We start from the raw sequence: 25,447 nt of genomic DNA on the forward strand, positions 1-25,447 counted from the left end.
TTACGGATGATCCCTTCACTTAGTGGTGTCCACGCCCAAGGCGGAACGTAATTCTTCTTCTCTGGAGCTCATTCCCTGCTGGAAGGCTTCCAGATATTCGGCGACACGGTCGGCATACTTACCGATCTGGCGATTGAGCGCTGCACCGGATTTAACTTCAGCGTATTTCTTCGTTGCGAGCACTCCAACGCCCACCCCAATAGAAACCCACAAGAACTTTTTCATTCTAGTCTCCTTGGCGGCCATCAATGGGCCGTCTCTCATTCAGCGCGCCGATACGTGTTCGATCGAACAGGCTCTGACTTAACGGCTACGGCGTGCCTTACCGCTTGGCTTGGTGTTCATTGCGGCCTTCACGCCTTCGGTGAACGCGGCCACCTTGATCAGTGGCTTGCCAACGGTGGCAGCGACCAGTGAAGACAATGCGGAAACATTGGCGGTGGTATCAGAAACGTTGGTGGTGATCGTATCGACCTTTTTGAGCTGGTCGTTGGTGGTTGCCACGGTGTTGGCAACTTCCCCTAGCAACGGGGTGGTTCCGTCGGACACGTCTTTGATCGTGCTGCGAAGCTCGTCGAACACCTTGCCCAACTTGATGATCGGAACGGCCAGTAGCACTACTAGTACTACAAACGCGCCGGCGGCGATGAGCCCTGCAATATCCGAACCCGACATGTGCTTCCTCTTCTGCTTGGGTTTTTGGTGCCAGTCCACCTTATCGAAGTCTGAGCTCCAAAAGGTAGTTAAGCGACAAGCCCGCAACCGAAACCGGTTGCGGGCTTGGAACTAGCGCACGGTTTTAGCGTGCGTAGTACTCGACCACGAGGTTCTCTTCGCAGGTCACTGGGATTTCGGCGCGCTCTGGGGTGCGCACGAAGGTAGCCTGAAGGGCTTCCAGCTTTACGTCCAGGTAGCTAGGAACAGCTGGCAGCACCTTAGCGTGCTCACCGGCTGCAGCCATCTGGAATGGAACCATCTTTTCGCTCTTCTCGTGTACGTGGATCAGCTGACCCGGCTGTACCTTGAAGGAAGGGCGGTCTACACGCTGGCCGTTGACCAGGATGTGGCGGTGCACGACCAGCTGGCGAGCCTGCTGGATGGTGCGGGCGAAGCCTGCACGCAGAACCAGGGCGTCCAAGCGGGACTCGAGCAGTGCCAGCAGGTTGTCACCGGTCTGGCCGCCGAGGCGCTTTGCTTCCTTGAATGCGTTCAGCATCTGAACTTCGCGGATGCCGTACTGGGCACGCAGACGCTGCTTCTCGCGCAGACGTACTGCGTAGTCGCTGTCCTGCTTCTTACGGGCGCGGCCATGCTGGCCTGGACCGTATGGACGGCGCTCCATGTACTTTTCAGCTTTAGGGGTCAATGCAAGGCCGAGCGCACGCGAAAGGCGTACGGTGCGGCGGGCACGGGCGTTAGCCATTGATGTGTCCTTTTCGTTCAGCGACGGTAACTACTGGCCTCCAGGGTGGAGAGTGTGTGGGCGTCGCGTCCCTGCTACACTGCAACCTTGCTCCAAATCCCGATCACTCGAATTCTGGGCAGGGCTTGCCAGCCAAAGATCAAGTTTACACGAAACGCCCTAGGCTCGTGCTGAGGCGTAGCGCACAATTAGCGCCGACGTTGACCGCGCTTGGGGTCCTTGCCACGGATGATCTCGCGCAGCCTCGCTAGACGTGGTCCGATCGTTTTTTCTGCACCGTTGACGGTCGGGTCATAGTAGTTGGTCCCCACTAGGTCATCGGGCAGGTACTGCTGGGCGGCGATGGAATGTGGTGCGTCGTGTGCGTAAATATATCCGACACCGTGACCCAACTGCTTGGCCCCGGGATAGTGTGCGTCCCGCAGATGATCGGGCACCAGCGAGCCTTTACCTTCAGAGACATCTGCGAGGGCCGCATTGATCGCATTGTAGGAAGCATTGGATTTGGGTGCAGTGGCCAGATGCACGGTGGCTTGACCGAGCATGATGCGTGCTTCGGGCATGCCGGTCAGCTGTACCGACTGTGCTGCGGCGACGGCGAGGGGCAGCGCGGTGGGATCGGCCATGCCAATGTCTTCACTGGCCGAAATCATCAGGCGGCGGGCGATAAAGCGTGGGTCCTCCCCCGCTGAAAGCATGCGCGCCAGGTAGTGCAGGGCGGCATCCACGTCAGAGCCGCGGATGGATTTAATGAAGGCTGAAATGATGTCGTAGTGCTGATCGCCATCCTTGTCATAGCGTTGCACCGCTTGGTCCATGGCCAGCTGAACGTGATCCTGTGTGATCTTCACCGGTGGTTCGACGTCTTTACCTGCGGCGTTCCAGGCGACCGCACCGGCGGCTTCTAAGACAGTCAGTGAACGGCGAGCATCGCCCTGAGCTAGGCGGACAATGGCGTCGCGCTGCTCGTCATCCAGTTCTACCTGGCCGTCGAACCCGCGTTCATCGTCCACTGCGCGATCCAGCAGTTCTGCCAGATCCCCATCGGTCAGTGGGCGCAGGGTCAGCAGCAGGGAACGAGAGAGTAGTGGCGAGATGACCGAGAAGGAGGGGTTCTCGGTGGTGGCCGCCACCAGCACGACCACACGATTTTCCACTCCGGGCAGCAGCGCGTCCTGCTGGGCTTTGTTAAAGCGGTGGATCTCGTCGAGGAACAGCACGGTGGTCAGTCCGCGTAAATCACGGTCGTCCTTGGCCTGTTCGATGACCCGTCGGACGTCTTTCACGCCGGCGGTAATGGCCGAGAGCTCCACGAATTTGCGGTCGGTGGCTCGGGCAATGACGTGCGCGATGGTGGTTTTGCCGATCCCCGGTGGCCCATACAGGATGACGCTGGCAGGTCCTGCCGGACCGGTCTCGGGATGTTCAGCCAGTTGACGCAAGGGTGATCCGGGGCCGAGCAGATGTTGCTGGCCGACCAGTTCGTCGAGGGTGCGCGGGCGCATGCGAACAGCCAAGGGAGGGCGTGGACGGTTAATCCCACCGCCGTTACGCTCGGCGACAAAGTCATCGTCATCTAGGGCATCGAACAAATCGCTCACCTACCCAGCCTAGCGATACTCTGGGGGTTGGCGCGCATATGGTGCGCCTCGTTCGTCACAGGCTTAGTAGAAGGACCTAATGCGCGCAGTAGTCCAGGTGGCCTCCACCGCACATGTAGAAGTTGAGCAACAGATCGTTGGGGAATTGTCCTCACCGGGTCTGGTCGTCTTGCTGGGCATCACCCATGATGATGACCAGGCCACCGCGCGTAAAGTTGCGGAGAAGATTTGGCGACTGCGGATCTTGTCCGATGAGACGAGTGCCGAAGCGGCTTCGGCTCCCCTGTTGGTGATCAGTCAGTTCACGCTCTACGGGTCGGTGCGTAAGGGGCGGCGTCCTTCATGGTCTGATGCGGCTCCTGGCGCGGTGAGCGAACCACTGTATGAGTACTTCGTCTCTTACCTTCGGGAGCTGGGTGCTCACGTTGAGACCGGACGCTTTGGCGCCATGATGGGCGTTCACTTAGTCAATTCCGGACCGATGACGCTGATTGTTGACTCTGCGGATCTGGCCTAGATCCACGGTCAGCCGGCCTCATCTCTCACTGTTTGTAACCAGTTGGGCAAAGCCACTAAATAGTAGTTTTTGCTCGGCAAGCTCGGTGCGACCGACATCGGTCAGTTCGTACACTTTACGCCCGGGACCGCCCTGCCCCTCTTCCCAAGTGGTGCTGACCACGCCGGATGCCTCGAGCTTGGCTAGGGCGGGATAGAGGGTTGCACCCTTGAGTGGGTCGAATCCCCTGTCGGTCAGTGCCTTGGCTATGGCGTAGCCATGGGCGGGGCCGGCATCGAGCTGGTCAAGCAAGAGCAGCGGCAACATGGCTCGTTGCCAGCTCGCGGGAAAGCGTGATTTTGATGCCATGATCAGCCTTTCCCAGACGATAAATTGAAGTTTGTAAATTCTTCTACAAGCATTAGGCGTTGTCTTGTCGTTCAGCTACCGCGTCTGCGGATTGTTGCAACGCCAGCTGTTTCTCGCGAATATGCGCAGTACGCTTCGACGGCAGGAACCTGCTGAGGTAATAGGTGATCAACAGGAGGCACAATATGGCGCACGTTGCACTCCACCAAGAGAATCCCTCGGAGAGCATCGGTTCAATTTGCCCGTACAGATAGAACCCGAAAACGGCCAACAACACACAGTTCTTCAGCGCCCATCGCCGAGCCATGGCAGCGGTGTTATTTGGTGCTACCTGGATGGCAAACTCGTTGGGTGCACCCAATTCTGCGATAGCGTCGATTGATTGACCTGACTGCTGGGCACTGAGCCAATCCCCTTTGGCATCAGCCAGTGCGATATCAGCCTCACGTTTGGTGAATCCATAACGGCCGCGCAGAATTCTTTGTGCCTGCGCAAACCATGCTTCTGGTGAGCGGTAGGGTGCGTCACTGACACTAGCTTCAACTTTTTCCTTGCCGAATTCAGGCAGGAAGAATACCCCTACGGCAAGTATCAGACCCAGCACTGGCACGAGGAAATTCGGTATCGGGATGATCGCCCCCTCCTCCGTGACCAAGAAAATGAACGTCACAGCAAGGGCGACTACAGGTAGAGGGATCAGCGCCAGGCGCCACGAGGCTTTGAAGCGTGCCGCCATTCGTAATTGGACAAACCCAGTGCCGATGAAGGCGACTGATCCGCCGGCGATGAAACAGGCAAGCTGCCAATACAACCAGCTCTGCGCTATCCAGCCATCCTTGATGGCTATCCAGATGCCGAAGCCAATGGCCATCGCGCCTATAACCAGCCCAAAACCCAAAACCAAAGTATGGAAGTTATCAACAGGCAGCGCCTCTTGAGCAAGCTGTTCCGGGGTTTTGATTTGACGTGCACGCTGTTTGCCAAAAAGCCAGCCGCTACCTAAGAGCTCTTCGGCGCCCTGGCCGTTTGAGGTGATGGTTTCTCGCTGGTCCAGTAGTTCCTGGATGCACTGTTCTTCGGTGGCGTCGGCAAGTACCAAAGCCGCATGAAATTGCTCGGCCCATTCTTGGTCATTGGGCGCGTAGGTGGCGATGATCTGGGCAGGTGCGTCCGCCTCTGGTTGGGGTTTCACCGAAGAACTCCTCGCATTTGGCTTACTAGGTTAGTTTTCAACCTAGTAGATTTATCGACACAATGCAAAGAGGTAGATGGCATGAGAAAACCGGGCCGGCGTGGAATTGTGGATGCGCAGCTATCGTTACCGCTTAGCGAACTCAAAAGGTAGTTCAAGCTAGTTTTTGCATACTGGCAGGGCACAAGCACGCCGGAAACCCGGCAACTCCATTCTATGGGATAGGACTGGATTTTCGCGGAAGACAAGTGAACAGGAGCCCAGATGCGCAAAAGGGCCGGGACACTCCTTCAAGGAGTAATCCCAGCCCTCTATCTGCAGGATTCAGCAGGTGCTACTTGGCCTCTGCCTCAGCCTTCTCGGTCTCTTCAGCCTTCTTCTTCTCAGGCTTGAAGTCGATGCCAGCTTCCTTACGCTGCTGCGGGGTGATCGGCGCAGGAGCCTGGGTCAGTGGATCGAATCCGCCACCGGTCTTCGGGAAGGCGATGACGTCGCGGATGGACTCGGAGTTGGTCAGCAACTGCAGTACACGGTCCCAACCCAGTGCGATGCCGCCATGTGGTGGGGCGCCGTACTTGAAGCCCTCAAGCAGGAAGCCGAACTGAGTGTCGGCCTGCTCCTGAGTTACGCCCATGACCTTGAAGACACGTTCCTGAACGTCACGCTGGTGGATACGGATCGAGCCGCCACCAATTTCATTGCCGTTGCAGACGATGTCGTAAGCGTAGGACAGTGCCGAACCTGGATCGGTGTCGAAGGTGTCCATGAACTCTGGCTTAGGGCTGGTAAACGCGTGGTGTACCGCGGTCCATGCGCCGGCTCCCACAGCGACGTCGCCGGAGGCAACAGCATCGGAAGCAGCCTCGAACATTGGTGCGTCAACGATCCAGACGAAAGCCCAGTCGCCGTCCTTGATCAAACCGGTGCGGTGACCGATTTCAACACGAACCGAGCCAAGCAGGGCACGAGACTCGTTCTTCTTGCCAGCGGAGAAGAAGATGCAGTCGCCAGCCTGTGCGCCGGTGGCTTCGGCCAGACCGGCCTTCTCTTCATCGGAGAGGTTCTTTGCCACTGGGCCAGCCAGTTCGCCGTCTTCCTTGATGAGCACATAAGCCAAGCCCTTGGCACCGCGCTGCTTAGCAAATTCCTGCCAAGCATCCAGGGTACGACGTGGCTGGGACGCGCCGCCAGGCATGACTACAGCACCCACATACTCGGACTGGAAGACCTTGAAGGAGGTGTTTGCGAAGTACTCGGTCATTTCGGTCAGTTCCAGACCGAAGCGCAGGTCCGGCTTGTCCGAACCGTACTTAGCCATAGCTTCCGAGTACGCCATACGACGGATCGGGGTTGGGACCTGAACGTCGATCAGGCTCCACAGTTCCTTGACCAGCTTTTCGCCGAGCTCGATGATGTCATCTTCGTCAACGAACGATGCTTCAATATCCAGCTGGGTGAACTCTGGCTGACGGTCAGCACGGAAGTCCTCATCGCGGTAGCAACGAGCGATCTGGTAGTACTTTTCGAAACCGCCGACCTGCAGCAGCTGCTTGAACAACTGTGGGGACTGTGGCAATGCGTACCAGCTGCCCGGGGTCAGACGTGCCGGTACGACGAAGTCGCGGGCACCTTCTGGGGTGGAGCGAGTCAGGGTTGGGGTCTCGATCTCGATGTAGCCCTGATCGTGCAGCAGGTTGCGTGCCACGCGGTTGGCCTCGGAGCGCAGACGGATGTTGCGGGCCGGGGTTGGGCGGCGCAAGTCCAGGTAGCGGTGGCGCAGGCGTGCTTCCTCGCCAACCTCAACATGCTCGTCAACCTGGAAAGGCAGTGGTGCGGCGGTGTTCAGCACCGTCACGGTATCAGCGATAACCTCGATTTCGCCGGTAGGCAGGTTCGGGTTCTCGTTGCCTTCCGGGCGGCGCTCGACGGTACCGACGATCTGCAGCACGAACTCATTGCGCAGCGGGTGGAAGTCCTCTTCATCGCGTACGACAACCTGGGCTACGCCCGAGGCATCACGCAAATCCAAGAAGGCGACACCACCGTGGTCACGGCGACGGGCGACCCAGCCGGTGAGGGTGACCTGCTGTCCAATGTGCTCAGCGTTCAAGACGCCCAGCTGATGAGTGCGTAGCACTACGATCCTTTCGGTCGGTTGAGAAAGTTTCTTCCCATGAAGTTTAGTGCACCCAAAGTGGATGCGTGAGCGGGCAATGACGCCCAGAGTTCTAACGGATGGAGATCTTCAGGTCCTCGGCCTCGGGCATCCACGACTGTGGGTCGGCGGCAACCTGCTGCCCGGAGCGGATGTCCTTGACCTCGTGAGTACCATCGGCGCGGGTGAACCAGACAAACGGAATCCCGCGACGATCAGCAAATTTGATCTGCTTACCGAACTTCTCAGCGCTGGCTGCCACCTCACAAGCGATACCGCGTTCGCGCAGCTGGGCGGCGACATCCTGCGCTTCGTGCCAGGATTCGTCATTAGCCAGCGTGACATATACCACTGACGGTACGCTACGGCTGGCGGTAACAACTTCTTCAGCCAAGATGCGTGAAATCAGGCGGGTTACGCCGATGGACAGGCCCACACCCGGGTAGTTCTTCTTGCCCTTAGAGGCCAGTGATTCATAGCGACCGCCAGAGCAAATCGAACCGAGTGACTCGTGGCCCACCAGCACGGTTTCGTACACGGTGCCGGTGTAGTAGTCCAGACCTCGAGCGATCGACAGGTCAGCCATGACCTTACCGGGGGCACGCTTGGACGCTGCATCAATGACCTGCGAGAGCTCATCCAGGCCGGTGTCCAAAAGTTCGTGGGTGACGCCGAGGGCGCGGACCTGTTCGACGAAGCTGGTGTCCATGGTGCGGATCTTCGCCAGGGCCAAGGCGGCCTCAGCTTGTTCGCGGGTTGCACCAACTTCTTCCATCAGGATCTTTGCAACAGCCTCATCACCGATCTTTTCCAACTTGTCGATAGCGCGCAAGACGGCATCTGGATCTTCCAGACCCAGTCCGCGGTAGAAGCCCTCGGCGAGCTTGCGGTTATTCACGCGCAAGCGGAAATCACCGATCGGTAGGGCTGAGAGTGCGTCGGCGATGGTTAGTGCCAGCTCCACGTCGTAGCTAAATGGCAAGGTGCCATCGCCCACAACGTCGATGTCTGCCTGGGTGAATTCGCGGAAGCGACCGTCTTGTGGGCGTTCTCCACGCCAGACCTTCTGCATCTGGTAACGACGGAATGGGAATGCTAGATAACCAGCGTTTTCCACCACGTAACGAGCAAAAGGCACGGTGAGGTCGAAGTGCAGTGCCAGCGCGTTCGGATCGTTCTTGTCATCCTCGGCTGCCAGACGCGAGAGTCCGTAGACTTCCTTGTCGATTTCACCCTTGCGCAATAACTGGGCGCGGGTTTCTACTGCACGGGTTTCAATATTGGCGAATCCATGTAGTTCAAAAACATGACGCAAGGTGTCCAGTACGTGCTGTTCAACAGCCCGTTCAGCTGGAAGCCATTCCGGGAAACCTGATAGTGAGGCCTTGCGTGCCATGAAACTCCTTAGTGCAAATTGGGCTACCAACCCATCTTAAGCCTGTTTTATAAGAAACCTGTGCACGTCGGCTTACTAAGAAACGGAGGTCACAGGTAGAGTTGGCTACAGCAAGTGCTCGTAAAGTGAAAGAGTTTCAGCGGTGACCACCAGTCAGCAATCCGACGACAGCCAGAAGACCCCTTTGCCGCAGGCGCAGAAGCCTGCTGCAAAACCGGTTGTAGCGCCGAGCGTCGCACACACCACTCCCCTCGATGAAGCGGCTAAATTTGCCCGAGTGACCGAAGACGGGCACGTCTTTGTCATCATTGATGGCGCGGAGTTCCCAGTGGGTCAGTACCCAGATGCCACGCAGGAAGAAGCCTTGGGTTACTTCGTGCGTAAATATGACGATGCCCTCTCGCAGTTGATGCTGCTGGAGCAGCGTGTCGTTGCTAAGGCGCCAGCCGGAGAGCTGGGCAAGGCTGTTCAGGCTCTGTCGGCGACTGTCGCAGAACGTCATATGGTCGGCGACATCCCGGCCCTCGAGTCACGTCTGGAAAATGTTCGTGTTGCCGTGGAGAGCCTCTCCGCCGAGCAGCGCAAGGCTCACGATGCCGCCCGCGCCGAGCAGTTGGCCACCCGCGAAGCCATCGTTGAGCAAGCAGAAGCAATGGCTGCCAAGCGTCCCGAGCAGATTCAGTGGAAGACCGCATCGGCCTCCATGAATGAATTGTTTGAGCAGTGGAAGGCATCCCAGCGTTCTTCGGTCCGTCTACCACGGGCAACCGAGGACGCGTTGTGGAAGCGATTCCGTGCCGCTCGCACCACCTTCGACCGTCATCGTCGTGCGTACTTCTCGCAGCTTGATTCGACCAATGCGTCGGCCAAGGCTGTGAAGGAAGAACTGATCGCCCGCGCAGAAGCGTTGCAGAGCTCGACCGATTGGGCTGCTACTGCCGCCGAATACCGCAAGCTCATGGATGAGTGGAAGAAGTCTCGTCGCGCCTCCCGCAAGGATGATGATCAGCTGTGGGGCCGTTTCCGCGCCGCCCAGGACGTGTTCTTCCAGGCTCGTGCTGCAGCAAACGCCAAGATCGACGAAGAATACTCGCAGAACCTCGTGGTGAAGGAAGCACTGCTCGAGGAAGCTCGTGCATTGTTGCCGATCAAGGATCTAGCAGCGGCCAAGGCCAAGCTGGATTCCATCCGCGACCGGTGGGAATCAGCCGGCAAGGTGCCTCGCAACGATCTGCAGCGCATCGAATCCGCACTGCGTCAGGTAGAAGACGCTGTGAAGGGTGCTGAAGATGAGCAGTGGCGCCGATCCAACCCTGAGACCAAGGCTCGCTCTAACTCGATGCTCAGCCAGTTGCAGGACACGATTTCTGCACTGGAAGAAGATCTTGCCGCAGCTCAGGCTAAGGGCAATGCCAAGCAGATCGCAGCAGCCCAGGAAGCCCTGGATGCTCGTCGTATGTGGCTGAACACTCTGGAAAAGTCTGCAGCAGACTTCCAGTAAGTAATCCACAGATCGTCAGTACACGCTCAACGCGGCGGCGCTTACTGGTTCAGTAGCCACATGGAATCTATAAATTGCCAGGCTACCGGACCACGCGCCGTCGCGTTGCGCATTCCAGAGGACCTCTGGATCGCTGGTCAGATGTTTAGCCGTAACGAGTTGCAAGCGATGACCTCGAATGGATTATTGCGCGAAGTGCTCGGTGATTGCTTTCTTCCCAGCCATATACAGGTCACCGCCTCGCTACGAGCAAGGATTGTCGCCTTTGTCTGTGGGCGTGAGTTAAACTCTCAGACCGTCATAGCGCGCCAAACTGCCGCCTGGATCCACGGACTATTACCCGAAGTCTTTACGATGTGCATCTATACGCGCACCTACCATCGACCATTCGAGCCAGGCTTCGGATTGAACGCTCAATTTATGCAAGCCGACGTTCCGGATACTCAGATGGTCTTTCGTAGCCGCATCAAAGTCACTTCAGCCTTACGAAGCGTGTGTGACTGTGCCCAATTTGACCCGTTGCCCATCGCGAGTCGAGCACTGAGCAAGGTCATATCTCTGGATGACCCTTATCTAAATCTCGATTCAATCAGAGAGAGTCTAAGAACCTACGAGAGGTCGCCCGAAAGATCCCGTGCGCTGCGCCTAGTAGATTCCTTCGGCGACGTCGCCCAGGCAGCATGACCTTCTGCTGATCAAACCAACTAGCGGCGTGAACCTGCGGTCGTGCGGTACACGTCGTAGACGCCATCAATTCGACGCACCTGGTTCAGCACGTGGCTCAAGAACTTAGGGTCGCCCATTTCGAAGGAGAAGCGGGACAACGCGACTCGATCCTTACTGGTCTGCACCGATGCTGACAGGATGTTCAGGTGGCTCTCGGACAAGATGCGGGTGACATCGGAGAGCAAAGATTTGCGGTCCAGCGCTTCAACCTGGATTTCGACCAAGAAGACACCGTGATGCTTCGCCGCCCAAGTAACATTGACCAGTCGGTCGGGTTGGTTGGAAAGTTGCGTGAGGTTCAGGCAGTCAGCACGGTGCACGGACACCCCAGCACCGCGGGTCACAAAGCCTTGGATCTCATCCGGTGGCACCGGAGTACAGCAACGAGCCAGTTTCACCAGAACATCGCCAACGCCCTCAACAATCACGCCTGCCTCGTTGCCCGTGGTGGGGCTCGGAGCGCTCGGACGGACTACGGCTTCCTCATCAACCTGCTCGGCTTCTGGAGGGCCAATGAGGGCGGTCAGATGCTCGATAACATTCTGTGCGCTGGTATGCCCATCGCCCACCGACTGATACAGGGCTGAAATGTCCGTATGGTGAAGTTCGTTGGCCACCGCGGTCAGTAGATCATGAGTCATCAACTTCTGCAGCGGCAGATGATTGCGACGCAGCTCCTTGGTCAGAAGCTCCTTGCCCTTTTCGATGGCTTCTTCGCGACGTTCTTTAGAGAAGTAGCCACGGATCTTGGCCTTAGCACGAGGTGACTTAACAAAGTTTTGCCAGTCCTGGGATGGGCCCGCGCCTTCCGCCTTCGAGGTAAATACCTCGACCACGTCGCCTTGTTTAAGCTCAGTATGCAGTGGCACCAGTTTGCCGTTGACGCGGCTACCAATGGTGCGGTGTCCTACGTCAGTATGGATGGAATACGCGAAGTCCACCGGTGTTGCACCCACTGGCAGCGACATGATGTCGCCCTTCGGGGTGAAGACATAAACCTCGGCTGAACTGATCGTGTAGCGCAGTCCATCAAGGAATTCTTCAGAGTCAGTGGTATCGGCCTGCCATTCCATCAAGGAACGCAGCCAGTCCATATTCTGCTCTGGCGAGAGCATCGAGTTGGCGTTCTGCCCATGCTTGTACTGGAAGTGCGCTGCCACACCGTACTCAGCACGAACGTGCATGTCGTGCGTGCGAATCTGGATCTCGACAGGCTTACCCTCGGGGCCCATCACCGTGGTGTGCAGTGACTGATACAGGTTCAGCTTCGGAATAGCGATGTAGTCTTTGAAGCGGTTTGGCAATGGATTCCACTCGGCGTGAACTACGCCCAGCGCGCCATAACAGTCTTTGACGGTATCAACGAGGATTCGAACGCCCATCAGGTCATGGATGTCGTCAAAATCTTTACCTCGAACAATCATCTTCTGATAGATCGAGTAGTAGTGCTTCGGACGCCCCGAGACCGTGGCGTTGATATCGACCTTGCCTAGGTCGCCCGAAAGAGTCTCGCGAATAGATGAGAGATACTTTTCTCGTTCCGGGGTGCGATCCCCCACCATGCGAACGATTTCTTGGTAAACCTTTGGATGTAGAGCCGCGAAGGATAGGTCTTCAAGTTCCCATTTCACGGTGTTCATGCCCAGGCGATGCGCCAATGGGGCAAAAATTTCCAAGGTCTCTTTGGCTTTGCGCGATGAAGATTCTTGAGAGACGTAGCGCCAGGTGCGAGCATTGTGCAGGCGGTCGGCTAGCTTGATCAGCAGGACGCGGATGTCGCGCGACATTGCGACGACCATCTTGCGTACGGTTTCGGCCGGGGCCGCTTCACCGTAGGTGACCTTGTCGAGTTTTGTGACGCCATCTACCAGCATGGCGATTTCTTCGGAGAATTCCTTCTGAACCGATTCCAGAGAGTATTCGGTATCTTCAACTGTGTCATGCAACAGGGCGGCGGCAAGAATTGCGCCGGTCATTCCCATTTCGGCCAGAATAGTCGCAACAGCTACCGGGTGAGTGATGTAGGGGTCACCGCTTTTGCGTTTTTGACCCTCATGGTACTTTTCTGCGACTTCGTAGGCATGGACCAGCAGATCCAGATCCGCACGTGGATGTTTGGATTTTACGGTACGAAGCAGTGGCTCAAGTGTGGGCGAAGTACTCGGGGTGCTCCCGCGACCTGCAAAGCGTACTAAACGGGAAATTGAGCGTCGTTTCGAATTGTTCAGGTTTGACGTATTTGCCATGCCCCGCTCCTTCCCATTGCCACCGGACGACGTCAGCTTGTGGGTGCTAATGCGTCATCGTCTAGTGATAGTTTTCAGTCGTGGATTCCATCACGACCTTGCACCAAAAAACATGTTGTTTAGTTCATTCGTTATAGCACGTTCGGCCGGTGACAACTAATTACACCGCTTCACGTGATTGCGAAAAGGCACCCCCAGCATTCACTGGAAGTGCCTCATCGCGAACCGTTAGGAGTTAGTCTACGGTCAATTTCTTCGTATGTTCAACGATGACCGGTTCGTTGCGGCGCAGCCATTGGTACAACGGCGCCTGAACGAACAGCGTGGACAAGGCAGAAACGATAATGCCGACGAACAAGGCCAACGAAAGGTCCTTGAGCGTACCTGCACCGAGCATGTAGGAACCGATGAAAAGAATCGATGCCACTGGAAGCACGGCAACCACGGAGGTATTGATCGAACGAACCAGGGTCTGGTTCACCGCGAGGTTTACCAATTGCTCAAAGGTTCGCTTCGACTGCTTGCTGAAGTCCTTGGTGTTTTCGCGGACCTTATCGAAGACCACCACGGTGTCATAGAGCGAATAACTCAGAATCGTCAGGAAGCCAATGATCGCACTCGGGGTGATCTCGAAGCCAGAGACCGAGTAGATCCCGGCAGTCACCACAATGACCACAAGCAGACCAATAATCGCGGCCAGCGACATCTTCCAGGTGCGGAAGTAGGCAGCCATCAACAGACCTACCAGGATCACGAAGGCAAACAGACCCAGTAGAGCCTGGCGTGAAACGTCCTGGCCCCAGGTTGGGCCAATGAAGTTACTGGTCACTTCGTTGCTAGATACTTGGTACCCGTCGGCCAAGGAAGCTGCGATGGCGAGGGTCTCGTCATCGCTCAGGCGCTCGGTCTGAACACGCATGGTGTTTGGCGCAATGTTGGTGACAGTTGCTTCAGCTGAGGAAGCAACCGAGGTCACCGCGGTTTCACCAATCTTGGTGTCAGTATTCTGCACATCGGACACCGTGAATTCTGAACCGCCACGGAAGTCAATGCCCAGGTTGAACCCGCCCTTGACCACTGGTACAAGGATCGAAAGGATCACCAGTGCACCTGCAATGGTGAACCAGAGACGGTGCTTGGAGGTGAACGGGTAGGAACGCTTGCCGGTGTAGAGCTCGTTGCCCCAGGTGACTAGCTTATTCATTGTTCTCCTCCTGAGCCTTCGACGAAGCAGTGCCTGACCGTTTTGATTGTTCGGCTTCTGCACGCCGACGCTCAGCGATAGTCATGCGCTTGGCAGCTTCACCAGAGGCCTTAGCGTTCTTCTTGCCTCGGTTTGCTTCCACGTTCTCACCGAATCGGCGAATCTGCCCGGCGCCCTTGTACAGAGGCTCAACGCCCAAGAGTGATGGGTCCAGACCCGAGAGACGGTGTCCGTCGGCGAAGAATTTGGTTCGGGCCAAAAGCACCAGGGTTGGGTGGGTCAGACCGTAAACCACAATAAGGTCGATGATTGCGGTCAAGCCCAAGGTGAATGCGAAGCCTCGCACGTTACCGACTGCAACGATATACAGCACGACGGCAGCCAAAAGGTTAACTGCCTTGGAAGCCAGGATGGTGCGCTTTGCGCGGCCCCAACCGATATCAACGGCGCTAGCCAAAGGCCGGCCTTCGCGAAGTTCGTCTCGAACACGTTCAAAGTAAACGATGAAGGAGTCTGCAATCAGACCGATGGCCACGATCAGACCTGCCACACCAGCTAGCGAAAGTCGGTAGTTCATTCCCCAGCCGAGCAAGACCAAGGCTAGGTAGGTGAGAATACCTGAAACCAGAAGTGATGCAATGGTCACCAGGCCGAGCGCGCGGTACTGGAACAGCGAGTAGATGAAGACGAGCCCCAGGCCGATGATGCCGGCAATCAAACCGGCGGTCAGCTGGTCAGCACCAAGGGTTGCCGATACCTGACGTTCTGATTGAATGTCGAAGCTGATTGGAAGTGCGCCGTACTTCAGCTGTTCAGCCAGTGCTTGGGAGCTTTCCTGCGTAAAGCCACCTTGAATTTGAGGGCGGCCGTCAGAAATTACTGCGTTGGTCGTTGGGGCCGAAATGATCTGACCGTCAAGGACAATAGCGAACTGGTTTTGCGCGCCCTGAAGAGCAATCAAACGCTGAGTCGTATCAGCAAAGGTCTTGGTGCCCTGCTGGTTGAATTCAATGACTACAACCCATTCGCCAGTGACCGAACCGTTAACTCCACGAGCCAACTGCGCGTATGCGTCAGAAATCTGGTCGCCCGGAATTTCCTGAGGGCCAAGGATGTACTTAACGCCAACCTTCGCATCACAGGAGATCATTGGTTTGGCCGGATCCGCATTTTCACTGCTTTTTATGTCAGCTTTATTGGTGCAGTCGTAGGCTTCAAATTTCTTGTACAGATCCGCGGTGACCCAGTTGGTATCCGAAGCATTTTTCGGATCGCCATCCGGCTTAGGTAGATCAGCTTCGGCGGTGCGCTGGTCCTTTGGTGTCGCCTCGTAACTACCGGAAATAAGGACCGGACGGAATTCCATGGCTGCAGACGCCTGGATCAGCTCGCGGGTTGCTTGATCGGGGGTACCTGGCATGGATACGACGACGTTGCGACCGGACTGAGTGGTGACTTCCGATTCGGTAACACCATTACCGTTTACGCGCTGGCGGATAATCTTGACCGCTTGATCCAGTTGTTCCTGGTTGATCTGCTGATCACCCTGAACCCGTGGGGCCAGGATCATCTCGGTGCCGCCTTCAAGGTCGAGGGCCAGTTTTGGTCCCCACCCGGTTTTACCAGTCGTCGCACCAGCCACCAGCACGCCGGTTGCGATGATGAAGACGATCAGCAACCATAGCAGCGCCTTACGCGCCTGCTTAACAGGTCTGATTGATGACATCTAATGTGCTTTCTCGTGTTGGTGGCCGAAGATTTCAGCCACCGTTGCTACCCGAACCTTAGGAGTTACGCTCATCCTTGCCCTCGTCGTTCAGACGACGAAGGGATTCTTCTGGGGTTTCAGCAACATTATTGTTTTCCGCAACCTGCTGAGTCTCAGCAACTGCTGGCTCATTGTCAAGGAAGGTAGAAATCGCCTGGCGGTGCAGGGTCAAAACGACACCGTTAGCCACCTCGACCTGTACACGATCCTCTGCGTCAACGCCCACGACGGTTCCGAAGATACCGGAGTTGGTCATGACCTTGGCACCTGGAACGGTGTTGGTCTTCAGCTTCTCCTGCTGCGCAGCCTGCTTCTTACGACCGCGGAACATCATGAAGATCAACACTGCGAAGAGTGCAACCATCAAAATGAGCGAAGGGTTGAAGCCACCGCCGGCGGCCTGAGCGATTACGAGGGAATTCACGAATCTACCTGCTAACAAGTTGTTGCGATTTGATCAAAAGTTCTTGGATGCCGATGGACTCAAAGCGAGTATTAACAGCAAAGACGCCCCACCTGACCCGTCAAAGGGTATAGGTCGGGCGTCTTTAGTCTAATGGCTTACGGTGAACCGGCAGACCATTTACGCGTGCAGTGAAGTAATGATTGCCTAATCCTCATCAGATTCATAGCTTTGGGCGTTGGCAAAAATGGCATCTTTCGGCATCGTTAGCCCTAAATGCTCCCAAGCGCCGGGCATTGCGATGCGTCCACGCGGTGTGCGTCCCATTAGTCCTTCGCGAACCAAATATGGTTCAGCGACGGTTTCAACGGTTTCGGTTTCCTCACCAACGGCGATGGCCAGGGTCGATAAACCTACCGGTCCCCCACCGAATTTGGTGCATAGGGCTTCGAGCACGCCACGGTCCAAGCGGTCCAGTCCACGCGCGTCTACTTCATACATATCCAGCGCGGCCGCTGCAGCCTGATGATCAATTTCTTCTAACTTGTGCACCAGCGCCCAGTCGCGAACACGACGAAGCAGTCGGTTGGCAATACGAGGAGTTCCACGCGAGCGTCCAGCAATTTCCGTAAATGCTGCGGAAGTGACGCTGAGATCAAGCATCATGGCTGAGCGACGCAGTACTAGTTCTAGCTCTTTGACTGCATAGAATTCGAGGTGACCAGTGAAACCGAAGCGGTCACGCAATGGGCCGGGCAATAAGCCAGCTCGAGTAGTTGCACCGACCAAGGTAAACGGTGGTAGCTCCAACGGGATAGCGGTAGCGCCTGCGCCCTTGCCGACAACAATGTCTACACGGAAGTCTTCCATCGCCATGTAGAGCATTTCCTCGGCGGGACGAGACATGCGGTGAATTTCATCCAAGAACAAAACTTCGCCCTCGGTTAATGAGGAAAGAATTGCCGCCAGATCACCGGCGTGCTGAATGGCGGGGCCCGAAGAAATGCGTAGTGGCGCGTTCATCTCGGCGGCGATAATCATTGACAGCGTGGTTTTGCCCAGCCCTGGAGGGCCCGAGAGCAGGACGTGGTCGGCGGTACGTTCGCGAATCTTAGCTGCTTCAAGTACCAGCGACAGTTGTTGTCTGACCCTGGCCTGTCCGACAAAGTCGTCAAGGTTGCGAGGGCGTAGGGCAGCTTCGAGTACTCGCTCTTCTGGCTCACTGCCAGCGTTGGTTAACCCGGTGGAATCGTTCATCGTGGTGATCCTCTCGAAGTCCGCTTAGGCTCGGGTACCGCTAGACATACTACGCAGGGCAGCACGCAAAATCTCTGCGACGTTACCACCCGAAACAGTTTCAGGATCACCCTTAGCCAAGGATTTAAGCGTGGTAGTCGCGTCTTTTTCGCTCCAGCCCAAGCCCGTAAGCGCTTCAATGACTTGCGGCTCCCAAACGCTCACGGTGCTCGCTCCGGCAACAGGTGTCACTGGTGCGCCGGTTGGTACAAGTTTGCCGTTCAATTCCAGCACGATACGACTCGCACCCTTGGGACCGATGCCTGAGACCTTGGTAAAGGCCGCGGTGTCTTTGGTGTTGGCTGCGATGCGAACTTCTTCAGGACTGTGCACAGCAAGGATGGCCAGTCCGGTGCGCGGGCCAATCCCTGAAACCGAAATCAGGACCTCGAAGACGTCTCGCTCATCGGCGCTGGCGAATCCGAAGAGTGTCATGGAATCTTCACGGACCACCATGGAAGTGAAGACCGTCGTTTCACGACCTACGTGCAGGGTGGAGAGGGTTCCGGGGGTGGCATTGACCAGCATGCCGAAGCCGTTGACATCAATTACCGCAGTATTCAGGGCCACCGCTTGAACGGTGCCGGTCAATGAGCTGATCATGCCACTCCTTGGGATATATGTTCGATCGAACCCAGTTTATCGAAGATACCTACGAATCGCGACGTGCGAGCAGGAACGGTGGGTCGTGTTGCCTATCGGCGGACAGCTCTACGCTTGGCCGAAGCCTCGGCAGCGATCCACGCCTGCTGTGCGCCAGTCAACTGAGATGAACCGGAGGCTCCAGCTGCTGAAGCCGATGCATTGGACCCGGCCGCAGCCCCACGCCAACCATGCGCGATGGCCAAAGCCACCGCATCGGCCGCGTCGGCAGGTTTCGGTGGCTCATCGAGACGACAAATCTTGGCGACCATTTTGCCGATCGCCGCTTTGGTGGCCTGCCCGGAACCGGTCACTGCCGCCTTGACCTCGGTAGGCGTATGCAACGCCACAGGAATGCCACGACGGGCAGCAGCGGTAATGACTACGCCGGTGACCTGTGCTGTACCAATAACGGTCGACACGTTAGCCGATGCGAAAACCCGCTCCAGCGCCAAGACATCGGGCTTGTGCTGATCGAGCCAACTATCAATGGCGTTGGCGATCTTGAGTAATCGAGCGTCCAAGGGTGTGCCAGGCGGGGTGCCGGCAACGGTGACATCAATCAGCGATACTTGCCTATTTGCAGCGACGTCGACCACGGCCAGACCACAGCGGGTCAGTCCGGGGTCGACGCCAACAACGCGAAGGGACAAGCCTTACTGCTCTTCGTCCAGAGCTGCACGAACCTCGTCAGACAGGTCAGCGTTGGTGTAAACGTTCTGCACGTCGTCGAGTTCTTCCAAAGCGTCAAAGAGCTTGAGGAACTTGCGAGCACCCTCAACGTCCAGGTCCACCTTCATCGAAGGCAGGAATTCCATTTCATCGGATTCGTAGGCGATTTCAGCCTCATCCAATGCTGCAGCCACGGCACGCAGATCCGATGGATCCGAAACGATGGCGAAGCTATCACCTTCGTCCAAGATTTCATCTGCACCAGCATCCAGTACGGTCATCAGCAGATCGTCTTCGGTCAGATCGCCCTTTGGCAAACGAACAACGCCTTGGCGGTTGAACAGGTAAGCGACCGAACCTGGGTCAGCCACGGTTCCACCATTACGGGTGATGCCTACGCGAACCTCAGAAGCGGCACGGTTCTTGTTGTCGGTAAGGCACTCGATCAGCAGAGCAGAGCCCTGTGGGCCACGTGCTTCGTAAATGATTTCGGTGTAGTCGACAACTTCACCGGTCAGGCCCGCACCACGCTTGATAGCGCGGTCGATGTTGTTTACCGGCACGGAGTTCTTCTTGGCCTTGCTAACTGCAAGTTCCAGTGCTGGGTTGCCGGACAGGTCAGCGCCGCCGGCGCGGGCGGCAACTTCGATGCCCTTAATGAATTTTGCGAAGGCCTTGGCGCGCTTGGCGTCGATCGCAGCCTTCTTGTGCTTAGTGGTTGCCCATTTGGAGTGGCCTGACATGCTTTAAGCGTCTCCTCGCGTGAGTTGGATGAAAAATTCGTGGATCGCTGTACTGCCGGTGACTTCCGGGTGAAAGCTCGTTGCCAACAAATTTCCCTGACGTACTGCAACAATTCTACCCTGTTCGCCGTCACCCTCTGCCGGAACCGTGCTGATCACTTGGACCCCGGAGCCTACTTGTACAGCTTCGGGCGCACGGATGAACACTGCCTCAAGGTTCTTCCCTAAGAAGTCCAACTGGTACTCGAACGAGTCAACCTGCCGACCGAAGGCGTTGCGTCGGACGGTCATATCAATGCCGCCGAAGCTTTGCTGAATTTCACCGGAGCTAGAGACTGCAGGGTTTTCGATCCGGTCAGCGAGCATGATCATTCCCGCGCAGGAACCGTAGGCTGGCATACCGTCAGCAAGCCGCTGCTTGATGGGTTCTGCCAGTAAATAATTGCGTGAGAGCCGATCAATAACCGAGGATTCTCCGCCCGGAATGACCAGTGCGTCGACCTGTGACAGGTCTTGTGGAGTTCGCACGGCGAGTGTTTCTTGTCCCAAGCGCTCGAAGGACGCGAGGTGTTCGCGGAAATCCCCTTGGAGGGCGAGGACGCCAATTTTTGGCATGGGTATGACCTTCATAGATTGCAGTGTTTTAGGCGCAGTATGCGCCGAATCAACGTTAGTACCGCCGGTCGTAGCAGTTTATTTTGTTGCTCGGTGTGTCGCAGTTTCCTCAGCGACAATTTTCGAGCTCCACAACAACTACAGCAGCTACGCGAAGATCCGATGGCGAAAGCCCACTCTTGAACCATCTCGCGCCTAAGCTGAGGGTAGAGAAACGTTAGGAAGGAAGTTGAGCATGTTGCACGGGTACCAACGTCCACAAAACATCGTGACTGATTACTTCGATGATCAGGGCAAGCTCATCCCCTACGGCAATCGTTTCGATGGTGATGATCCACCGGCCGAAAGCTACTCGGTGATTTCCCACCCGCAACGCTTCGCGCCCCTGCATGCGGTGGCAGATTCGCTGGTGAATTGGATGACCACCCGATTCAACGTCCGATGCTACGAAGATCCCGATTTGGCGGCCCAATATGAGATCCCGCTTGATGAGGTAGTCCGCTCGATCAGGCTCGTCCCCGAGGATTCACAGTGCGCGCCGGTTGGATTGGTTTTTACAAAGTTTCCGGGGCTGCATCTTCAGTTCGGCGCACTATTTACCTCCATTGCACCCAATTGTGGATGTGATGCCTGCGATGACTCTGTTCCTGATCTGTGCACTGCGCTTGAGGCACAGATCGACGCGGTAACATCTGGTGCTTTCGTAGAAATCCTAGACGTGGGTAAGAACCGTCTGACCCACCAGTTCAACGTTGAGGCAGCGGGCATGCTCGAACAATCCGTTGATCTCGATGACCTGTCATCCACCCAGCTGGCCAAAGCTCGCGCAATGATTCCTGCTGATGTATCTTGGGCTCCCTGGCCCTTACGCTAATTTAGTCCAGCGTCCATTCTTTCAGGCCATCGTCGAACGCTCCATACGCGTCAACTGTGGCCTTGGTTCGCGCTAGGGAAGCTTCTGCATCAGCTTCAGATAAACATTCCGACTTTTCAAAGACTTGGCACCAGAGCACCGGAGAATTTGAAAGTTGGTGAGGAACCCACTGAAGTTCGGAAACTTTCCAGTCCTCGGTCTTTTCATCCTGAGCAAAGGTAGCTTTCACACTGATACCTTCGCGGTTCAAGATGGTCTTTGTCGCATGCTTGGCCACTGAGTTCCCTAGTCCATAGACGATCCAGGTTCCGTTGTGCTTCTCAATGGGCAAGACTGAGTGGGTGTGGTGCATATAAACAAAGTCAAACACCCCGGACTCGGCTAGTTTTCGACCCAGCGCGCGCTGTTCTTCTGTTGGCCGAGTGGTGTATTCAGTCCCATCGTGGATGGCAGCGACAAGAATTTCGGCGCCATCTTTTTTGGCCGCTTTTCCACGTTGAATGAGCTTTTGCGCGTCCACACCGGTATCAACTTGCCAGTCGGTGGCGGCGCTCAGTCCGTTGAGCGAGAAGGTGCTGGTAATAACACCGAGCTTGACTCCATTAACCTCTATGATTGGCGGCTGCTGCTCTTCGGCTTTACTCCGGTAGGAGCCGGTGGCAAAAAGTCCTTGGTCTTCCATGGCGTCCAAGGTTCGGTTCACTCCACTGGTGCCAGCATCAACCGTGTGGTTGGTAGCCGTGGTGCAACCGTCATAGCCAATGGATTTCAGGTCGGAAAGGATTTGCGCGGGAACAGTGAAGCGCGGGTATCCAGAATATGGTGGTGTTCCGATGGGTGTTTCCAGGTTACATAAGGCCACATCAGCATCTTGCGCATAAGGCTTGAGCCCAGCAAGCAGGGGTGAAAAATCGAAGTCCTTGCCGTTTCCCGATGAGGAATTGGCCGCCTTCTGGGCTTCCTGAAGCAGTTGTGGATGTAGCAACACGTCGCCGGTAACCATCAAGGAGAACTCTTTCGGTTTCTCAGGTGCACTGGATTCTGGTGCCGGGGTACTTGCTGCTTCTGGGCTGCTCGTTGGCGCGTTAGAAGAACCCGTGTGGTTGTTTGGTTCTACGTTTGCGGAGCAACCGGACAGAAGAGCCGAACACAGTGCGCCGGCGATCAAAGAACGATAGGCAAGAACCAAACGTGAGTGCATTCTTAGACCCTATCTCAGCGGAGTATCTGGGGTGTTAATGCAAGCTAAATCACGTCTCCTATGAAAACCTATGGTTATGCAAAATCCGCTCCTCACACCCAGCGCCATGCCCTACCAGTGGCCGGCCTTCGATATCCTCACTGCCGAGCACTACTTGGAGGCGGCTCAACTTGGCGCCGCGGAACAGCGCACCGAAATACAGCGCATCGTCGACGAGGCCGAAACACCAACGTTTAGCAATACGTTCTTGGCTCTGGAATCCAGCGGACAAACGCTACGTCGTGCCTTGATGACCTACTTCAGTGTCCTTTCTGCTCATGGAACGGAACCGATTAGGGCGATCCAGACAGAGATGTCTTCGATTTACAGCGCTCAAGAAGACGAAATCTACCTAAATCAATCCTTGTACTCGCGTTTACAAAGTGTTGATTGTTCTGACTTGGTCGGTGAGGATGCCCGACTGGCAGAGCAAATTCTTCAAGAATTCAAGCTCTCGGGCGCTGGTCTGGACGAAGCCCAGAAGACGCAATTGAAACAGCTCAACGCTGAACTGTCCGAACTCTCGAGCACCTTCTCAAATCGTGTATTAGAGAATCAAAATGCTCACGCAGTTCTTTTCGACTCCGCTGAAGAACTTGATGGGCTCTCGGCTCAGGCCATCGAGTCGGCAGCGCAGGCAGCGAGGCAAGCTGGTCACGCATCGGGATATCTCTTGCCCTTGGTCTCCCCTACCCAACAGCCCGCGCTAGAGTCCTTGACCAATAGTGAGTCACGACGCAAGGTTTTCACCGCGTCCATTTCTCGTGGGCTTGATGAAAATCCGACTGTCGAGCTTGCAGCACAAATGGCCAAGCTTCGCGCCAAGCGGGCAGCGCTGCTTGGTTTTGCGAATCACGCCGAAACCGTGCTGGCACAGGCAACGGCACCATCGACAGCGGCAGTCGAGCAACGACTTACAGAACTGACCAAGGCCGCCACCGCTAACGCTGATAAAGAAGCTGCCGTTCTAAGCAAGATCTCTGGCCTGGACGTGACCGCGTGGGACTGGAAGTTCTACGCTAACCAGGTCTTGCGTGAGCAATACGCTGTAGATTCCGAATCGCTACGCAGCTACTTCGAACTTGATCGCGTGCTCTTCGACGGGGTCTTTGCCACCGCTACGAAGCTCTACGGAATTACCTTTACCGAGCGTTTCGATCTGCCTACCTATCACGAACAAGTTCGCGTATTTGAGGTCTTCGACGCGGATGGCAGCTCCCTTGCCATCTTCACCGGCGATTACCTCGCTCGTGACACGAAGAAGGGTGGCGCATGGATGACGAGTCTGCGCGATGCCGCCTCATACTTGGATGAGCGCCCCATTGTCACTAACACGTTGAATATCTCGGCGCCTGCACCGGGCGATCCAATCCTGCTGACCTTGGACGAGACCAATACACTTTTCCACGAGTTCGGACACGCTCTACACGGCATGTTCTCCAACGGAAAATATGCTTCTCTTTCTGGAACGTCGGTCCCCCGCGACTTTGTCGAGTTCCCCTCGCAAGTTAATGAAATGTGGGTCTTGGATGAGCAGGTTCTTCCGAATTATGCGGTGCACCATGAGACCGGCGAGCCATTAGATCAGGAGACGATCAGCAAGGTTCGAGCAGCCGGGTTGTGGGGACAGGGCTTTGCCACAACAGAATATTTGGCTGCCAGCGTGCTGGACTGGGCATGGCACACCATCAGCTCAGATACCGTGATTGATGACCCAGTAGCGTTTGAACAGCAGGTTCTTGCGGACGCCGGATTCAATACAGAGCTGATTCCGCCACGCTACCGCACCGGTTATTTCCAGCACATTTTTGCTAACGGATACTCCGCTGGCTACTACTCCTATATTTGGAGTGAAGTACTCGATGCCGACACTGTGCAGTGGTTCGAGGAAAATGGTGGCCTCATGCGCGAAAATGGTAATCGGTTCCGAGAAGAACTGCTCTCGCGCGGAAATACGCGCGACCCCCTTGAGTCCTATGAATTGTTCCGTGGCCGCACTGCACGGGTTGAACCGTTGTTGCGCCGTCGAGGATTGGTGAACGCAGAATAATGACGACGATTGCCTCCGCACAGGAAGCACTGAGCCACTGGCACCAGGCGCTGGCCGTGGCCACCGGTGGAAAGATCTTTACCACTCATGGATGCTCGTGGGCTTGGCAGCCGGTACGCAAGCGGCTGATCCTACTTTTCCCTGAAAACGCTGAGCAGGCTGGGCTTCGCCCTGCCTTGGCAGAGGGCCACCGACTTGGCGCCCGTCGAGTGGAAGCCTGGGTTAATTCAGGAGCCGACCCTACTGAACTCAAGGCCGCCGGATTCTCCGACAACGCCCAAGTTTCATGGCATGCCGGACCACTAGCTATCCCCATGGATCGCTGGGCAGGCAAGATCCGCTTGGGTAATAACGTGCCGGAAGCAAGCGGCGCTGATGCTGCAGAGCTCAACGTGACGAACCTCTGGCGAGACCCCAGCAGCCAACTCTCCAGTGGTCACCCGGCGTTGCGACGCGTTGAGCATGCTCTGGCGCGCACCGACGACGGCGAAATTGTCGGACGTGGATTCGCTCAGCAAGGTTTGGGTGGCCAGCTGATGGTTCATTCATTGGCAGTGGGGAAACAGCAGCGTCGACAGGGCATCGGTACCGCCTTGCTTCATGGGCTTTCCCGCTCGATGATCAATCCGCTGTCTCCCCCAGATGAAGAAGTCGCCGTGGAGCTTTTGGCCGCGGCTACCCCATCAAGCGCTGATTTCTTCACCGCCAATGGCCTGAAGCTTCTGGGGCGTGGACGTCATATGGTTCTGCGGTCCTGGGCCTAAAGCTCGGCACCCTTCCAACACCCCAAGAGCTATAGGGCCACCGGATTCGTCCGGTGGCCCGATAGCTGTTT

General features: G+C 56.4%; 24 protein-coding genes. 6 read left to right on the forward strand and 18 right to left on the reverse strand.

Features of this window, described 5'->3' with window-relative positions; all coding sequences use genetic code 11:
• Nucleotides 1-15: 15 nt before the first annotated feature.
• The 4 genes from QMQ05_RS08490 to QMQ05_RS08505 form a co-directional block, all read right to left on the reverse strand.
• Complete coding sequence (locus QMQ05_RS08490) at nt 16-225, reverse strand: hypothetical protein (protein WP_345469199.1); 210 nt, start codon at nt 223-225, stop codon at nt 16-18.
• A gap of 78 nt (nt 226-303) precedes the next feature.
• Nucleotides 304-675, reverse strand: coding sequence for a DUF948 domain-containing protein (locus QMQ05_RS08495; RefSeq protein WP_345469201.1), 372 nt, complete (start codon nt 673-675; stop codon nt 304-306).
• Between the two features lie 124 nt (nt 676-799).
• Nucleotides 800-1,423 carry a 30S ribosomal protein S4 gene (gene rpsD, locus QMQ05_RS08500; protein ID WP_334123952.1) on the reverse strand — a complete coding sequence of 208 codons (624 nt, stop codon included), beginning with the start codon at nt 1,421-1,423 and terminating at the stop codon, nt 800-802.
• Between the two features lie 188 nt (nt 1,424-1,611).
• A complete protein-coding gene (locus QMQ05_RS08505; RefSeq protein WP_345469206.1) occupies nt 1,612-3,024 on the reverse strand; it encodes a replication-associated recombination protein A in 1,413 nt (470 codons plus the stop codon).
• 79 nt (nt 3,025-3,103) lie between these two features.
• Here QMQ05_RS08505 and dtd point away from each other — a divergent pair, with 79 nt between their 5' ends.
• Nucleotides 3,104-3,541, forward strand: a complete 438-nt coding sequence (dtd, locus tag QMQ05_RS08510) for a D-aminoacyl-tRNA deacylase (protein WP_345469209.1) — start codon at nt 3,104-3,106, stop codon at nt 3,539-3,541.
• 18 nt (nt 3,542-3,559) lie between these two features.
• Here the strand turns inward: dtd and QMQ05_RS08515 are convergent, their stop codons facing one another.
• The 4 genes from QMQ05_RS08515 to hisS all read right to left on the reverse strand — a co-directional run bounded on the left by QMQ05_RS08515 (nt 3,560) and on the right by hisS (nt 8,632).
• Nucleotides 3,560-3,889, reverse strand: coding sequence for a PadR family transcriptional regulator (locus tag QMQ05_RS08515; RefSeq protein ID WP_345469211.1), 330 nt, complete (start codon nt 3,887-3,889; stop codon nt 3,560-3,562).
• 52 nt (nt 3,890-3,941) lie between these two features.
• Nucleotides 3,942-5,081 (reverse strand): hypothetical protein, encoded by a 1,140-nt coding sequence (locus QMQ05_RS08520; protein ID WP_345469212.1) that lies wholly within the window; start codon nt 5,079-5,081, stop codon nt 3,942-3,944.
• Between the two features lie 334 nt (nt 5,082-5,415).
• Complete coding sequence (gene aspS / locus QMQ05_RS08525; RefSeq protein WP_345469213.1) at nt 5,416-7,218, reverse strand: aspartate--tRNA ligase; 1,803 nt, start codon at nt 7,216-7,218, stop codon at nt 5,416-5,418.
• Between the two features lie 91 nt (nt 7,219-7,309).
• Nucleotides 7,310-8,632 carry a histidine--tRNA ligase gene (gene hisS / locus QMQ05_RS08530; RefSeq protein WP_345469215.1) on the reverse strand — a complete coding sequence of 441 codons (1,323 nt, stop codon included), beginning with the start codon at nt 8,630-8,632 and terminating at the stop codon, nt 7,310-7,312.
• 142 nt (nt 8,633-8,774) lie between these two features.
• Between hisS and QMQ05_RS08535 the strand changes: the two genes are divergently transcribed.
• Entirely contained in the window at nt 8,775-10,133 is a 1,359-nt protein-coding gene (locus tag QMQ05_RS08535; RefSeq protein ID WP_345469216.1) for a DUF349 domain-containing protein, read from the forward strand.
• Nucleotides 10,134-10,193: 60 nt separating this feature from the next.
• A complete protein-coding gene (locus QMQ05_RS08540; protein WP_345469217.1) occupies nt 10,194-10,817 on the forward strand; it encodes a hypothetical protein in 624 nt (207 codons plus the stop codon).
• A gap of 20 nt (nt 10,818-10,837) precedes the next feature.
• Here the strand turns inward: QMQ05_RS08540 and QMQ05_RS08545 are convergent, their stop codons facing one another.
• From QMQ05_RS08545 to pdxT, 9 genes are all read right to left on the reverse strand, one after another.
• Entirely contained in the window at nt 10,838-13,105 is a 2,268-nt protein-coding gene (locus tag QMQ05_RS08545; protein ID WP_345469219.1) for a RelA/SpoT family protein, read from the reverse strand.
• A gap of 235 nt (nt 13,106-13,340) precedes the next feature.
• Nucleotides 13,341-14,309, reverse strand: coding sequence for a protein translocase subunit SecF (gene secF / locus QMQ05_RS08550; protein WP_345469221.1), 969 nt, complete (start codon nt 14,307-14,309; stop codon nt 13,341-13,343).
• Nucleotides 14,302-16,035: a protein translocase subunit SecD gene (gene secD / locus QMQ05_RS08555; RefSeq protein ID WP_345469223.1), complete on the reverse strand. Its 1,734-nt coding sequence runs from the start codon at nt 16,033-16,035 to the stop codon at nt 14,302-14,304. The genes secF and secD overlap by 8 nt, the downstream gene beginning before the upstream one ends.
• A gap of 58 nt (nt 16,036-16,093) precedes the next feature.
• Nucleotides 16,094-16,501: a preprotein translocase subunit YajC gene (gene yajC, locus QMQ05_RS08560; RefSeq protein ID WP_345469225.1), complete on the reverse strand. Its 408-nt coding sequence runs from the start codon at nt 16,499-16,501 to the stop codon at nt 16,094-16,096.
• A gap of 186 nt (nt 16,502-16,687) precedes the next feature.
• Nucleotides 16,688-17,737 carry a Holliday junction branch migration DNA helicase RuvB gene (gene ruvB, locus QMQ05_RS08565; RefSeq protein WP_345469227.1) on the reverse strand — a complete coding sequence of 350 codons (1,050 nt, stop codon included), beginning with the start codon at nt 17,735-17,737 and terminating at the stop codon, nt 16,688-16,690.
• Between the two features lie 24 nt (nt 17,738-17,761).
• Complete coding sequence (gene ruvA, locus QMQ05_RS08570; RefSeq protein ID WP_345469229.1) at nt 17,762-18,379, reverse strand: Holliday junction branch migration protein RuvA; 618 nt, start codon at nt 18,377-18,379, stop codon at nt 17,762-17,764.
• 92 nt (nt 18,380-18,471) lie between these two features.
• Nucleotides 18,472-19,071 (reverse strand): crossover junction endodeoxyribonuclease RuvC, encoded by a 600-nt coding sequence (ruvC, locus tag QMQ05_RS08575; protein WP_345469232.1) that lies wholly within the window; start codon nt 19,069-19,071, stop codon nt 18,472-18,474.
• 3 nt (nt 19,072-19,074) lie between these two features.
• Nucleotides 19,075-19,833 (reverse strand): YebC/PmpR family DNA-binding transcriptional regulator, encoded by a 759-nt coding sequence (locus QMQ05_RS08580; protein WP_345469234.1) that lies wholly within the window; start codon nt 19,831-19,833, stop codon nt 19,075-19,077.
• Between the two features lie 3 nt (nt 19,834-19,836).
• Nucleotides 19,837-20,448 (reverse strand): pyridoxal 5'-phosphate synthase glutaminase subunit PdxT, encoded by a 612-nt coding sequence (gene pdxT, locus QMQ05_RS08585; RefSeq protein ID WP_345469236.1) that lies wholly within the window; start codon nt 20,446-20,448, stop codon nt 19,837-19,839.
• A gap of 235 nt (nt 20,449-20,683) precedes the next feature.
• Between pdxT and QMQ05_RS08590 the strand changes: the two genes are divergently transcribed.
• The gene (locus tag QMQ05_RS08590) at nt 20,684-21,322 is read left to right on the forward strand and encodes a DUF6226 family protein (protein WP_345469239.1); all 639 of its coding nucleotides are present in this window, start codon (nt 20,684-20,686) and stop codon (nt 21,320-21,322) included.
• Nucleotide 21,323: 1 nt separating this feature from the next.
• Here the strand turns inward: QMQ05_RS08590 and QMQ05_RS08595 are convergent, their stop codons facing one another.
• Nucleotides 21,324-22,523: a CapA family protein gene (locus tag QMQ05_RS08595; protein WP_345469242.1), complete on the reverse strand. Its 1,200-nt coding sequence runs from the start codon at nt 22,521-22,523 to the stop codon at nt 21,324-21,326.
• 76 nt (nt 22,524-22,599) lie between these two features.
• On the opposite strand from QMQ05_RS08595, the gene QMQ05_RS08600 reads away from it, so the two are divergent.
• Together QMQ05_RS08600 and QMQ05_RS08605 are read left to right on the forward strand one after the other, a co-directional pair.
• Nucleotides 22,600-24,612, forward strand: coding sequence for a M3 family metallopeptidase (locus QMQ05_RS08600; protein WP_345469244.1), 2,013 nt, complete (start codon nt 22,600-22,602; stop codon nt 24,610-24,612).
• Entirely contained in the window at nt 24,612-25,376 is a 765-nt protein-coding gene (locus QMQ05_RS08605; protein WP_345469246.1) for a GNAT family N-acetyltransferase, read from the forward strand. The genes QMQ05_RS08600 and QMQ05_RS08605 overlap by 1 nt, the downstream gene beginning before the upstream one ends.
• Nucleotides 25,377-25,447: the final 71 nt, after the last annotated feature.

This window comes from Glutamicibacter sp. B1, assembly GCF_039602135.1.
Lineage (GTDB): Bacteria > Actinomycetota > Actinomycetes > Actinomycetales > Micrococcaceae > Glutamicibacter > Glutamicibacter ectropisis.

Excerpts from the sequence above, each read along its gene's own strand:
- QMQ05_RS08490 (WP_345469199.1), bottom strand. The coding sequence starts at position 225 with ATGAAAAAGTTCTTGTGGGTTTCTATTGGGGTGGGCGTTGGAGTGCTC.
- QMQ05_RS08495 (WP_345469201.1), bottom strand. The coding sequence starts at position 675 with ATGTCGGGTTCGGATATTGCAGGGCTCATCGCCGCCGGCGCGTTTGTA.
- rpsD (WP_334123952.1), bottom strand. The coding sequence starts at position 1,423 with ATGGCTAACGCCCGTGCCCGCCGCACCGTACGCCTTTCGCGTGCGCTC.
- dtd (WP_345469209.1), top strand. The coding sequence starts at position 3,104 with ATGCGCGCAGTAGTCCAGGTGGCCTCCACCGCACATGTAGAAGTTGAG.
- QMQ05_RS08515 (WP_345469211.1), bottom strand. The coding sequence starts at position 3,889 with ATGGCATCAAAATCACGCTTTCCCGCGAGCTGGCAACGAGCCATGTTG.
- hisS (WP_345469215.1), bottom strand. The coding sequence starts at position 8,632 with ATGGCACGCAAGGCCTCACTATCAGGTTTCCCGGAATGGCTTCCAGCT.
- QMQ05_RS08540 (WP_345469217.1), top strand. The coding sequence starts at position 10,194 with ATGGAATCTATAAATTGCCAGGCTACCGGACCACGCGCCGTCGCGTTG.
- QMQ05_RS08545 (WP_345469219.1), bottom strand. The coding sequence starts at position 13,105 with ATGGCAAATACGTCAAACCTGAACAATTCGAAACGACGCTCAATTTCC.
- secF (WP_345469221.1), bottom strand. The coding sequence starts at position 14,309 with ATGAATAAGCTAGTCACCTGGGGCAACGAGCTCTACACCGGCAAGCGT.
- secD (WP_345469223.1), bottom strand. The coding sequence starts at position 16,035 with ATGTCATCAATCAGACCTGTTAAGCAGGCGCGTAAGGCGCTGCTATGG.
- ruvB (WP_345469227.1), bottom strand. The coding sequence starts at position 17,737 with ATGAACGATTCCACCGGGTTAACCAACGCTGGCAGTGAGCCAGAAGAG.
- ruvA (WP_345469229.1), bottom strand. The coding sequence starts at position 18,379 with ATGATCAGCTCATTGACCGGCACCGTTCAAGCGGTGGCCCTGAATACT.
- QMQ05_RS08580 (WP_345469234.1), bottom strand. The coding sequence starts at position 19,833 with ATGTCAGGCCACTCCAAATGGGCAACCACTAAGCACAAGAAGGCTGCG.
- pdxT (WP_345469236.1), bottom strand. The coding sequence starts at position 20,448 with ATGCCAAAAATTGGCGTCCTCGCCCTCCAAGGGGATTTCCGCGAACAC.
- QMQ05_RS08590 (WP_345469239.1), top strand. The coding sequence starts at position 20,684 with ATGTTGCACGGGTACCAACGTCCACAAAACATCGTGACTGATTACTTC.
- QMQ05_RS08595 (WP_345469242.1), bottom strand. The coding sequence starts at position 22,523 with ATGCACTCACGTTTGGTTCTTGCCTATCGTTCTTTGATCGCCGGCGCA.
- QMQ05_RS08600 (WP_345469244.1), top strand. The coding sequence starts at position 22,600 with ATGCAAAATCCGCTCCTCACACCCAGCGCCATGCCCTACCAGTGGCCG.
- QMQ05_RS08605 (WP_345469246.1), top strand. The coding sequence starts at position 24,612 with ATGACGACGATTGCCTCCGCACAGGAAGCACTGAGCCACTGGCACCAG.